The organism is Dyella sp. 01N36 (assembly GCF_056399745.1).
On sequence record NZ_JBFTRY010000113.1, the window covers coordinates 1 to 11517 of the forward strand.

Below are 11517 nucleotides of genomic sequence, written 5' to 3' on the forward strand. Positions count from 1 at the left end.
GTACTGCAGGTGATGCGGACCGGCCCACATGTAGATGGCGATCAGCGCCCAGAAGTGCACGATCGACAGTCGATACGAATAGATCGGGCGATCGGCCTGCTTGGGCACGAAGTAATACATCATGCCGAGGAAGGCGGTGGTCAGGAAGAAACCCACCGCGTTATGGCCGTACCACCACTGCACCATCGCATCCACCGCACCCGAATACACCGAGTACGACTTCATCGGGCCGGCCGGAATGGCCAGATGGTTGACCACATGCAACAACGCAATGGTGATGATGTACGCGCCGTAGAACCAGTTGGCGACGTAGATGTGCTTCACCTTGCGCTTGACGATGGTGCCGAAGAACAACACCGCATACGCCACCCACACGATGGTGATCAGGATGGCGATCGGCCACTCGAGTTCGGCGTACTCCTTGCCCTGGGTATAGCCCAGTGGCAACGAAATGGCGGCGGCCACGATCACCAGTTGCCAGCCCCAGAACACGAAGGCGGCGAGCTTGTCGGAGATCAGGCGCACATGGCAGGTGCGCTGCACGGTGTACAGGCTCGTGGCGAACAGCGCGCAACCGCCGAACGCAAAAATCACCGCATTGGTATGCAGTGGGCGCAGTCGGCCGTAGCTGAGCCACGGGATATCGAAATTGAGGGCGGGCCAATACAGCTGGGCAGCGATGAAGACGCCCACCAGCATGCCGACCACGCCCCAGACCACGGTCATCACGGAAAACTGCCGTATGACCTTGTCGTTGTAACTCCCCTCGACGCCCACCATGAAGCCCACTCCTAGGCATAACTGAACGGAAGGGAGTCTGGGGGCCGGGCGGAAGTGGCCAATTGATCTGGATCAATGGCGACGCCGTCATCGCCTGCCGCGGTTTGTCGCAGGCGGGCGCGGCAGCGAGGCTGAACGCCCACCCTGGTCTAGACATCTCTATATCGCGAGAAAGAGATATATACTCTCGCCCAACGCCACCGCAGGGACCATCCCGATGTCGAGCATCAGCTTTGAGTTCTTCCCGCCCAAGACCGACGAACAGCGCACGCAGCTCGACCAGTCCGCGGCGCTGCTGAAGTCCCGTGCGCCCGAGTACGTCTCGGTGACGTTTGGTGCAGGCGGGTCAACGCTGAGCTACACCGGTGAAACCGTGCACCGGCTGCACACGACCCACGGGCTTAGCGTGGCGCCGCACCTTTCCTGCGTGGGCGGCACGCGCGCGGAGCTGGGCGCCCTGCTCGACGACTATCGCGCGGCCGGTTATCGACGCATCGTCGCACTGCGCGGCGACCTGCCCTCGGGCATGGCCACGCCCGGCGACTTCCGTTACGCATCCGAACTGGTGCGTTTCATCCGCGAGCATTCGGGCGATCACTTTCATATCGAAGTGGCCGCGTACCCGGAAATGCATCCGCAGGCCGACGATGCACTGGCGGACCTTCGCCATTTCAAGGCCAAGGTGGACGCCGGCGCCGATGGCGCGATCACGCAGTACTTCTTCAACGCCGATGCCTATTTCCGCTTCGTCGACGACGTGCGGCGTCTTGGCGTGAAGGTGCCGATCGTGCCCGGCATCATGCCCATCTCCAATTATTCGCAGCTCAAGCGTTTCTCCGATGGCTGCGGTGCCGAGATCCCGCGCTGGATCGCCAAGCGCATGCTGGCCCACGGTGACGATGCCGCTTCGATCCGCGAGCTGGGCGCCGACGTGGTGGCGCAAATGTGTCGCCGGTTGCTGGAAGGCGGCGCGCCGTCGTTGCATTTCTATACCTTGAACCGCGCACGTCCCACGCTTGCGATCCTCGACCGGCTGCACGGATAGGCAACGACATCGGGCGTAAGCTCGATGGATGAAGCGAATCGGCTGCGCGCTACTGCTGTTCCTGTTGCCGCTCTGCGCGATGGCGCAGGACGGCATTCATCGCTGCATCGGCGCGGACGGCAATCCCCTGTTCACCGATCAGCCGTGTGCCGCCCTGCAGGCGACGCCGGTGAATACGCCACCTGCGGCCACGAAAGCACCGGTGACGCAGGACGTCTCGACCCTCGGCGCCAGCACGCCGCCGCCGGTGAGCTGCGCCACGTCGGTAGGCGCGCTGCGCCAGGGCATGATCGACGCGTTCGCTGCGCGCGATCCCAATCGACTGGCCGGGCTGATGATCTGGAACGGCTACGGCCGTGATGCCGTGGTTGCAGACATCCGCTCGCTCGGTTCGCTGATGCAGCGTCCCTTGCTCGATATCGGCACGGCGTCGGAAATCGACGACTCACCGCCGCCCCCCAGCGACGATCCACTGTTGAGCTCGCCCGCCGCCGAGGCGACGCGGCCCCCTTCCTCATCGAGCGGCGACCAGCAACTGGTCGTACGCACGGCATCGGGGGACGCCAGCGGCGTGGCACGCGAGACCCGCTTCACGGTGGTCAAGCGCTCCGGCTGCCTGTGGTTGCGCGCTTCGGGCTGACCCGCATTGGTGCTGCGCAAAATCGCCCATGCCGCCGCCGCGGTATCATGGCGCGATTTTTCCCCGGAGATCCCCCATGGCGCAGCAGTACCCCGATTGGATCTGGCAGAACGGTGCCATCAAGCCCTGGCAGGACGCCACCACGCACGTGATGGCGCATGCGCTGCACTACGGCTCGTCGGTGTTCGAAGGCATCCGCAGTTATGCCACGCCGGACGGCGCGGCGATTTTTCGCCTGACCGACCACCTCAAGCGCCTCTACCAGTCGGCCAAGATCTACGACATGGTCGTGCCCTACTCGCAGGACGAGCTCGCTGCAGCCTGCCGCGACGTGGTGCGCAAGAACGGCCTCTCGGCCGCCTACCTGCGCCCGGTGGCTTACCGCGGCCTGGGTGGTTTCGGCCTGTCGGCGGAAACGCCCATCGATGTGGCCGTCGCCGCCTGGCCGATGGGCCCGTATCTCGGTCCGGAGGCGTTGGAAAGCGGCATCGATGCCTGCGTGTCGAGCTGGCAGCGCTTTGCGCCCAATACCATTCCGGCCGGCGCCAAGGCCGGCGGCAATTACCTTTCCGGCCAGCTGATCGCGCGTGAAGCGCGCCGCCTGGGCTTCGGCGAAGGCATCGCCATGGCCTCCACCGGCCTGCTCAGCGAAGGCGCGGGCGAGAACCTTTTCCTGGTGTTCGACGGCGTGCTGCACACCACTCCGGCCAGCGCATCCATCCTTGCCGGCATCACGCGCGACTCGATCAAGACGCTGGCCCGCGAGGACGGCATCGAAGTGGTCGAGCGCGATATCCCGCGTGAATACCTCTATTTGTGCGACGAACTGCTGATGTGCGGCACGGCCGCGGAGATCACGCCGATCCGCGCGGTGGACGGCAAGCAGATCGGCAGCGGCAAGGCCGGCCGCGTGACGCGTCGCCTGCAGGAGCTGTTCTTTGGCCTGTTCAATGGCAAGACCAACGACCAGTGGGGTTGGCTGGAGCCGCTTTGAGTTTTTGAAGGAAAGCGGCGGTCATGAAGGCGGCGCCGTGATGGCGCCGCTTTTGTTTTGATGGGCTCTAAATCGCGGCGCTCTCAGGTGCAGGCTGCCTTCCTACTCGTCATTCCGGCGCAGGCCGGAATCCAGTAGCGTCTGTGCCCGGCTGTCGCGTCATGACACCCTGCTGTGAAGGCTCTTGCGAAAACTTAGCTGGATCGCCACTGGATTCCGGCCTGCGCCGGAATGACGAGCAAACAACGAGGCGCACCTCGCGCAATGTGATCAACCGAACACGATGCTCGCGACGGCCCCATTGGTATCGGTACGCGGACGCATCGACACATCCCAACCGTAGAGATCACACAAGCGGCGCACGATCGCCAGGCCCAGCCCCGCGCCGCTGCCACCGGCACCTTCGCCGCGCACGCCACGCTGGAAAAGACGCTCGGCATCTTCAGGCTTGATGCCCGGGCCGGTGTCGATCACTTCGATGCGATCGGCGCTCACCTCCACCGTGACACGCCCTTCGAGCGTGTACTTGATGGCGTTGCCGATCAGGTTGGTGAGCGCCACGGCGAGCACCGATGCCGGCGCATTGATGCTTGCCGAATGCTTGACTCGCAGTTCCACTTCCAGCGGCTTGTCGCGCATTTGCGGACGCTGGCTTTCGATCACGTCCGAGGCCACCTTGCACACGTCGGTGGTTTCGCCACGCGTGGGGCCGCGACGTTCCGCGCGCGACAGCAGCAGCAAGGCCTCGATCAGTTCGGTCGCCTGACGCGACGAGCGCTCGATGCGCTTGAGGCGCTCGCGCAACTTGTCGGTGAGATCAGGCGAGCCCTGCAGCAGTTCGGTGGTGCTGGAAATGACCGCCAGCGGCGTGCGCAGCTCGTGGCTCACGTCGGAGTTGAATTCGCGGTCGCGCTCCACCATCGCGGTGAGTCGTTGCGAGTATTCGTCGAGTGCGAACGCGAGCTCGCCCACTTCGTCATCGGCAAAATGCGGCGCCAACGGTTCGGCTTTACCGTTCTTACGGAAGTCGCGCAAACGACGCGCCAGTTCGCTGACCGGCTTGAGTACCTTGCGCGACAGCCAAAAACCAAGCACCAAGGACAACAGACCAAACAGGAACACTGCGGCGATCACGCTGATGACCAGCTGGCGCTTGCCCAGCTCTTCACGCGATACGTCGTAGCGGACAAAGCTGATGATGCCGTTCTCGCGATACACGGCCAGCTTGTAGTGGTGTTGCGTGCCGTCATCCGCTACTTCGTTGATGTCGTGCACACCCGTGTCCAGGTTCTGCCACGTCAACGGCGCCTTGTAGAGGGTGCGCTCGCTCTTGGTCATGCCGGTGATCAGGCGCGACCCGGGCCCGGGCGCATCGGGGTGCGCCTGGGCAAACTGGTTGGCGTATTTCGCATCGTCAATCAGGCTGGAGTTGACCAACTGGTCCTCCACCCTGCTGCGAATATTCAACGCCGCAAACGCAAACAACGCGCTGAGGCCGAAACCGAACAGCGCGAAGGAGACGACCAGGCGAAACCTGAGCTTACGCCTGGACTGCATCCGGTTCGACCATTCGATAACCGATACCGTGACGCGTGTGGATCAGCGGCTTGTCGAACGGCTTGTCGATGGCTGCACGCAGACCATGGATGTGCACGCGCAACGAATCGCTGTCGGGCAGTTCTTCGCCCCACACGCGCTGTTCCAGGTCCTGGCGGGTCACCACCGAGGGGCTCGCTTCCATCAGGGCCTGCAGCAGCTTCAGCCCGATCGGGTTGAGCTGGATCGACTTGCCTTCACGGGTGACCGTGAGCGTGTCGAGGTTGTAGGTGAGATCACCCACCTTGAGGACGCGGCTCTGCGGACCCTTGCCGCGACGGGCCAGCACTTCCAGGCGCGCTGCCAGTTCCTGCAGGGCGAACGGCTTGRTCATGTAGTCGTCGGCGCCAGACTCAAAGCCGGTGAGCTTCTGCTCCAGCGCATCACGCGCGGTCAGCATGAGGATCGGCGTTTGCTTGTGGGCCTCGTGGCGCAGCTTGCGGGCCACGTCCAGGCCGTCCATGCCCGGCAGGGTCAGGTCGAGCACGATCACGTCAAAGTCGTGCACGACGGCCAGATGCAGCCCCGTGACGCCATCGCCGGCGAAATCGACCACATGGCCGCGGTCTTCCAGATAATCGCCGATGTTGGTGGCGATATCGCTGTTGTCTTCGATCACCAGTACGCGCATGCGTCCTCCATACGCAGCCGGCATGAGGCCGGCCGAGGCAACAAGCTTAACAAGCTTGTGGTGGGGAAAGGGGCCTCGCGGGGAAGAAAGCTGAACGAGGCCGGGCATCGGGCAAGAAAAAAGCCCAGGCCGCTCGACTCGTGGTCGCTCGCCTGGGCTCAAGCTACTGCCCCGATACCGAAATCTGCTGTCACCAGCCCTTACGGAAGTGCCAACAAATTGCAGTGGGGACTTTATAGGTGTCGTGCAGTTACACGGCGGTTAACCGCTACTCACAACGCCGTTAATGGGCTTAATTGCCGCCCCGCGGATTCTGGACCTTCATCATGTCCTGCTTCATGCGCTGCGACTGATCATTCTCTTCGTTGATCTGACGCTGGGTCTTGCACACCGTCTTGGGAATGTTCGAGCCCATCGGCTTGACCTGCTCGCACACTTCGCGATTGCCGTCGTTGCGGGTCAGGATCGCGTTCACTTCCGACTGCTTGTTGTACAGATCGACCTTGGCCGACTGATCCATGGCGTCGACCGTGCCGAACTTGTCGTACAGCGATTCCATGCTGCTGAGGTCGCGATCAACCGTCGCCTGGTCGCCTGCCTTCACGGAATCGAACCGACCGCCGGGAGCCATCTGCTGACGAACATGGTCGGCTACCGCAGCGAATTCGTCCTTGGTAGTGGCCTTGACGTCAGGCTTGGTTTCCTTTGCTTGAACCGTCGCCACCTGCAACACGAGCATCATCGCCGCCGTGACCGGCAGCCAGTACTTCCGCTTCATTGATTTCCTCCACCCTGCGGCATCCCCCCTCGGGACGCGCCCTGCAGGAACTCCCATGCTAGGCCGGCTTTCGGCGTGGGGTCAAAGGCCAAAAGTGGTAGTCCTGCACAAATGAACTCAGCCGGCCCGTTGCGAGCGCCGTTTGATGGGGGCCGCAACGGCGCCCGACTCGTTTTCCAGGAGCTGGATGATCGCGCCCGCCACATTCACGCCGGTGGCGGCCTCGATGCCCTCCAGGCCAGGCGAGGCGTTCACTTCCAGGATCAAGGGGCCGCGTTTGGAGCGCAGCATGTCCACGCCGGCCACGCCCAGGCCCAGGGCCGCGGCGGCACGAACGGCAATCCGGCGCTCCTCGGCGCTCAGCGTGGCGGCCTTGGCGGTGGCCCCGCGATGGATATTGGCGCGGAATTCGCCCGGGCTGGCCTCCCGCTGCATGGCCGCGACCACCTTCTTGCCCACCACGAAGCAGCGCAAGTCGGTACCCTTGGCCTCGGCGATGAACTCCTGCACGAGGAAGTTGGCGTAGAGGCCGCGGAAGGCTTCGATGACGCTCTGCGATGCACTGCGCTTTTCGGCCAGCACCACGCCGGTGCCCTGGCTGCCTTCATTGAGCTTGATCACGTGCGGCGGCTCGCCCAGCATGGCCAGCACGTCGGCGGTGTCGTCGGGGTTGTCGCCGAACACCGTGGCCGGCATGTCCAGGCCCTTGGCCGCCAGGATCTGCAGCGAGCGCAGCTTGTCGCGTGCGCTCAAGACCGAGTCGGAGGTATTGGGCGTGTACACACCCATCATTTCCAGCTGGCGCAGCACGGCAGTGCCATAGAACGTGCTGGTGACGCCGATGCGCGGGATGACTGCGTCAATGCCCTTGATCGCCTTGCCCTTGTAGCGGATGGACATATTGCCCGGCGCGATGCGCACGTAGCAGCGCAGCGGATCGAGCACGCGCACGACGTGTCCCCGCTCGCGCGCGACATCGACCAGGCGCTGCGTCGAGTACAGACGAGTGTTGCGCGAAAGTATGGCAATTTTCATGAAACACCCGTCGTGCCCGCCCGGATCGGTCGAGGCTGTGTGTAGGAAAGCGCAGGATCCACCGCAAATCGCCCGTGCAAGGCGCTACGGCCGAGCAGCATGGGAAACAGCATATGGCGCCTGTCGGTCAGATTGATGTCGACGGCAAAGCGCTCACCGCCCACCACCACGTCGGTGCGGATAAACCAGCGCAGCGTGCGCCGGCCACCCGTATCGGTGACGGCACGCCGGTCCAGCGCGAGGGTTTCGCAGGTCACGGCAACACGATGGCGTCCACCCACGGTGACGGAGAAACGCAGCCACGTATCGCCGGCGCGCACAAAGCTTTCCAGCGAGTCCACGTGCAACGAACTGCTGCGCGCGCCGGTATCAAGTTTGGCCTTGAGCAGAGGAATGCCGAGCATCGGCAATGCCAAGCGCTCCCGCCAGCCGAGGGTAGTCACATCCGCCATGATCAGCGCACGCCGCAAGGGTTACGTGTAGGGAGCTCGGTGGGGTCCAGAGCAATGGAGTCGAGAGCAACGGGGTCGAGACCAACTATGGAGCGGGTGAAGGGAATCGAACCCTCGTCAGTAGCTTGGGAAGCTACAGCTCTACCATTGAGCTACACCCGCATCGTTCGACGATGGTAACCCGCCTCCGCGGGGCTTGGGAACCGCCGCCCCCGGATGAGGACTGCGCATCAATGGCCGCGGGTTTACGGCGCAGTTTTCCCGGTATGCCTGGATTTGGCTATCCCAACCCGGCGTGAACCGGACATGGCGGCCGGCTGAACCACTTTTTGACGCGGCCTTGCCAGTCCTTGCTAGGGATGGATCGCTCATCCGCATAATGCAGCCGTCGGCGCCGGCAATCCCCCATGCGTTCTTGCGGGCGACGAAACCATTCCGCGATAACCATCGCGTCCAGCTCCGGAGAACCCGATGCGTGTGCTTTCTGCTTTCCTGACATCGCCGCAAAGCTGGCGATGGATGGCAGCGGCCCTGTTGATCTGCGCCAGCGGGCTTAGCCAGGCGCAGACGCAGGCGCCACCCGATGACAATGGCGCCGGCGATCCGCCTTCGCGCGTGGCACGCCTGTCCTATCGCACCGGCGACGTGGGTCTGCTCCCCGCTGGCGAAAAGGATTGGGGCGATGCCAGCCTCAACCGCCCGCTGACCACCGGCGACCGCCTTTCCACCGGCGACGGCGGGCGCGCCGAGTTGCAGCTGGACAGCGGCGTCCTGCGTATCGCGGACGACTCCAACTTCGGCTTCCTCACCCTCAACGACCAGCTGACCCAGGTCGAACTGACCCAGGGCACGGCTAACGTGACGGTGCAGGGGCTCGACGATGGCCAGAGCTACGAAATCGATACGCCCACCGTGGCCCTGGTGATCGATCAACCGGGCAGCTATCGCATCGATATCAGCGAGGATGGCAAGTCCACCCGCGTCACCGACTTCGCCGGGCACGCCACGGTCTATGGCGAGGGCGGCGCGCAGCGCATGGTGGCCGCGGGCCGCTCGTACGAGTTTGTCGATTCCTCGCTGAGCGTGGTGACCATCAACGACATCCAGGGCGGCGACGAGTTCGACAACTGGGTGGACAGCCGCAACCAGCAGTATGCCTCCATGCCCGCCGACCCCAATGTGTCGCCGGACATCGTGGGCGCGCAGGATCTCAACCAATACGGCAACTGGCAGAGCGATCCCGATTACGGCCAGGTCTGGTATCCCGCAAGCGTGGGCGCCGATTGGTCGCCTTACAGCGATGGCCACTGGTCGTACGTCGGCCCGTGGGGCTGGACCTGGGTGGATGCCGCGCCCTGGGGTTTCGCGCCCTATCACTATGGCCGCTGGGCCCATGTGCACAACCGCTGGGGCTGGGTGCCGGGGCCGGTGGGTGTGCGCCCGGTCTACGCGCCGGCGCTGGTGGCCTTTGTCGGTGGCGGCGTATCCATCGGCGTGGGCGGCCCGGTGGGCTGGTTCCCGCTCGGGCCGGGCGAGGTCTACAACCCGTGGTATCGCGCCAGCCGTGGCTACTACACCAACGTCAATGTCACCAATATCTATGTGCGCAACAACCGCAACCTGGTGATCAACCACATCAACGAGCGCTACAACTACTACCGCGACGGACGCGCGGCGCCCAACGAGCGCTACATCAACCGCGACGTGCCGCATGCGTTCCGCGCCATGTCGGGCCAGGATTTCGTGGCGGCGCGCAATGCGCGGCAGCATATGGCGGGTATGGATCCGCGGCGGTTCGCCGATGCCCAGGTCGCCCCGCGCGGCGTCGCCGGGATCGCGCCTGTACGCAGCAGCTTTGCGCCGCCGCGCGCCAACAACGGACGCCCCCTGCCGGCTGGCGGATTCCAGCGCGAAGTGGTGGCTCGTACCCCGCCGGCCGCGAATTTTGGCGGTCGCCCGGCCAACGTCGCCGGCAATCCGCGCATGACTCCCGAGCGGGATAATGTGCGACTCCTCAATGGCCAGGGGCCGGCCATGCGCGCCGGTGCGCCCAATCGCCCGCAAGAGGTTGCCGCTGGCCAGCCCAACCCGTCGATGCGCGGCAACCCGGCCGCGCCCATGGCGCGCCCGCAACCCCGCGGCGACAACGAACCGGGCGCCATGCGTCCGGGCGAGCTGCCGTCCTCGCGTTTTGTTCGACCGAACGGCCAGGCCCAGATCCAGCGCGGCGGAGACAACCAGCCGCGTCCGGGCGTGAGCTTCATTCCCAGCGCGGAATCCGATCGCATGCGCAGCCAGCAGGTGCCCCCGGGCAGCCTGCCCACGCCGCCGCGCATCGAACCGGCTCAACCGCAACAGGCGCGCCAGGACAACACCGCGCAGCAGCGCCAGGACATACAGCAACAGCAGATGCAGCAGCGACGGGCCGCGCAACAGCAGCAATTGGAGCAGCGCCAGCAAACCCAGCAGCAGGACGTCCAACAGCGCCAGGTAATGCAGATGCAGCAACAGTCGCCGCAACGCGACCTGATGCAGCAACGCCAGCAGATGCAGCAGCAAGAATTCCAGCAGCGCCAGGCGATGCAACAGCAGATGCAGCAGCGTGACGCCGCGCAGCAACGCCAGCAAATGCAACAGCGGCAGGAGATGCAGCAGCGCAACGAGGTGCCCCGCGGCAATCCTCAGCCGCAACAACCCCAGGCGCGGCCGGAGCAGCGTCAGCCGCAGCCCAACCATGAGGAGCACCGGGCGGCTCCGCGTCGGGACGACCAGCAGCGCAATTGACACGCCCTTTGATGTCCTCTGGAGGCCCGGCACCGCCGGGCCTCTTCACGCCAGGGCGGCATTCGGGCCGGCAGCCGCTACAATGGACGGATGCACATCACGCTCAATGGCAGTCCGCGCGACTGCGCCCCCGCCACCACCGTCGCCCAATTGCTTGAAGACGCCGGCTACGGCCAGCGCCGCGTCGCCGTGGAAGTGAACCAAGAGATCGTCCCGCGCAGCCTGCACGCCAGCCATAGCCTGGCCGACGGCGACCGCGTGGAAATCGTCCATGCCATCGGCGGCGGTTGATCGCCCGGGCATGCGCGTTCATGCGACGCCCAGTCGTCGCCGCAGACTGAAGACCTCACGATGAATATCAAGACGCTCGATGCTTCCGACCCGCTGATCATCGCCGGCAAGAGCTATGGCTCGCGCCTGCTCACCGGCACCGGCAAGTACAAGGATTTCGACGAGACCCGCCGCGCCAGCCAGGCCGCCGGCGCCGAGATCGTCACCGTTGCCATCCGCCGCGTGAACGTTGGCCAGGACGCCGGCCAGCCCAACCTGCTGGACGCGCTGCCGCCCGAAGAATTCACCCTGCTGCCGAATACCGCCGGCTGCTACAACGCAGTGGACGCCGTGCGCACCTGCAAGCTCGCACGCGAGCTGCTCGACGGCCACAAGCTGGTGAAACTGGAAGTGCTGGGCGACCAGCGCACGCTCTTCCCCGATGTGGTGGAAACGCTCAAGGCGGCCGAAGTGCTGGTGGCCGACGGCTTCGACGTGATGGTCTACACCAG

11 protein-coding genes, 1 tRNA gene and 1 pseudogene are annotated in these 11517 nt (G+C 64.7%); 6 read left to right on the top strand and 7 right to left on the bottom strand.

Annotation, left to right across the window (positions count from 1 at the left end; translation table 11 throughout):
• Positions 1–780, bottom strand: a 780-nt coding sequence (locus AC1DMG_RS15355; RefSeq protein WP_477180719.1) for a cbb3-type cytochrome c oxidase subunit I, incomplete at its 3' end; no start/stop codon positions are given.
• Positions 781–997: 217 nt separating this feature from the next.
• Here AC1DMG_RS15355 and metF point away from each other — a divergent pair.
• The 3 genes from metF (at position 998) to AC1DMG_RS15370 (ending at position 3459) form a co-directional block, all read left to right on the top strand.
• Entirely contained in the window at positions 998–1825 is an 828-nt protein-coding gene (gene metF / locus AC1DMG_RS15360; protein ID WP_441604442.1) for a methylenetetrahydrofolate reductase [NAD(P)H], read from the top strand.
• A 28-nt stretch (positions 1826–1853) separates the two neighbouring features.
• Positions 1854–2465, top strand: a complete 612-nt coding sequence (locus AC1DMG_RS15365; RefSeq protein WP_477175008.1) for a DUF4124 domain-containing protein — start codon at positions 1854–1856, stop codon at positions 2463–2465.
• Between the two features lie 76 nt (positions 2466–2541).
• The gene (locus tag AC1DMG_RS15370) at positions 2542–3459 is read left to right on the top strand and encodes a branched-chain amino acid transaminase (RefSeq protein ID WP_441604444.1); all 918 of its coding nucleotides are present in this window, start codon (positions 2542–2544) and stop codon (positions 3457–3459) included.
• Between the two features lie 270 nt (positions 3460–3729).
• On the opposite strand, the gene AC1DMG_RS15375 is transcribed toward AC1DMG_RS15370, so the two are convergent.
• The 6 genes from AC1DMG_RS15375 to AC1DMG_RS15400 all read right to left on the bottom strand — a co-directional run bounded on the left by AC1DMG_RS15375 (position 3730) and on the right by AC1DMG_RS15400 (position 8113).
• The gene (locus AC1DMG_RS15375; RefSeq protein WP_046972193.1) at positions 3730–5016 is read right to left on the bottom strand and encodes a sensor histidine kinase; all 1287 of its coding nucleotides are present in this window, start codon (positions 5014–5016) and stop codon (positions 3730–3732) included.
• Complete coding sequence (locus tag AC1DMG_RS15380) at positions 5000–5686, bottom strand: response regulator transcription factor (protein WP_477180720.1); 687 nt, start codon at positions 5684–5686, stop codon at positions 5000–5002. Before AC1DMG_RS15380 ends, AC1DMG_RS15375 begins: the two co-directional genes overlap by 17 nt.
• A 292-nt stretch (positions 5687–5978) precedes the next feature.
• Positions 5979–6464 (bottom strand): hypothetical protein, encoded by a 486-nt coding sequence (locus AC1DMG_RS15385; RefSeq protein ID WP_441604446.1) that lies wholly within the window; start codon positions 6462–6464, stop codon positions 5979–5981.
• A 117-nt stretch (positions 6465–6581) separates the two neighbouring features.
• Positions 6582–7499 carry a 30S ribosomal protein S6--L-glutamate ligase gene (rimK, locus tag AC1DMG_RS15390; RefSeq protein WP_441604447.1) on the bottom strand — a complete coding sequence of 306 codons (918 nt, stop codon included), beginning with the start codon at positions 7497–7499 and terminating at the stop codon, positions 6582–6584.
• On the bottom strand, positions 7496–7951 hold the full coding sequence (locus AC1DMG_RS15395; protein ID WP_441604448.1) for an ATP-dependent zinc protease family protein: 456 nt from the start codon (positions 7949–7951) through the stop codon (positions 7496–7498). Before AC1DMG_RS15395 ends, rimK begins: the two co-directional genes overlap by 4 nt.
• An 88-nt stretch (positions 7952–8039) precedes the next feature.
• Positions 8040–8113, bottom strand: a tRNA-Gly gene (locus AC1DMG_RS15400).
• Between the two features lie 309 nt (positions 8114–8422).
• Here AC1DMG_RS15400 and AC1DMG_RS15405 point away from each other — a divergent pair.
• From AC1DMG_RS15405 to AC1DMG_RS15415, 3 genes and pseudogenes are all read left to right on the top strand, one after another.
• Entirely contained in the window at positions 8423–10735 is a 2313-nt protein-coding gene (locus AC1DMG_RS15405; protein WP_477175009.1) for a DUF6600 domain-containing protein, read from the top strand.
• Positions 10736–10825: 90 nt separating this feature from the next.
• The gene (gene thiS, locus AC1DMG_RS15410; RefSeq protein ID WP_121882580.1) at positions 10826–11026 is read left to right on the top strand and encodes a sulfur carrier protein ThiS; all 201 of its coding nucleotides are present in this window, start codon (positions 10826–10828) and stop codon (positions 11024–11026) included.
• 60 nt (positions 11027–11086) lie between these two features.
• Positions 11087–11517, top strand: a pseudogene (locus tag AC1DMG_RS15415) (thiazole synthase); the annotation flags it as partial.

Bases quoted from the DNA above. Each gene is read 5' to 3' on its own strand.
- rimK (WP_441604447.1), bottom strand. From the start codon at position 7,499: ATGAAAATTGCCATACTTTCGCGCAACACTCGTCTGTACTCGACGCAG.
- AC1DMG_RS15385 (WP_441604446.1), bottom strand. From the start codon at position 6,464: ATGAAGCGGAAGTACTGGCTGCCGGTCACGGCGGCGATGATGCTCGTG.
- thiS (WP_121882580.1), top strand. From the start codon at position 10,826: ATGCACATCACGCTCAATGGCAGTCCGCGCGACTGCGCCCCCGCCACC.
- AC1DMG_RS15370 (WP_441604444.1), top strand. From the start codon at position 2,542: ATGGCGCAGCAGTACCCCGATTGGATCTGGCAGAACGGTGCCATCAAG.
- AC1DMG_RS15405 (WP_477175009.1), top strand. From the start codon at position 8,423: ATGCGTGTGCTTTCTGCTTTCCTGACATCGCCGCAAAGCTGGCGATGG.
- AC1DMG_RS15365 (WP_477175008.1), top strand. From the start codon at position 1,854: ATGAAGCGAATCGGCTGCGCGCTACTGCTGTTCCTGTTGCCGCTCTGC.
- AC1DMG_RS15395 (WP_441604448.1), bottom strand. From the start codon at position 7,951: ATGGCGGATGTGACTACCCTCGGCTGGCGGGAGCGCTTGGCATTGCCG.
- AC1DMG_RS15375 (WP_046972193.1), bottom strand. From the start codon at position 5,016: ATGCAGTCCAGGCGTAAGCTCAGGTTTCGCCTGGTCGTCTCCTTCGCG.
- metF (WP_441604442.1), top strand. From the start codon at position 998: ATGTCGAGCATCAGCTTTGAGTTCTTCCCGCCCAAGACCGACGAACAG.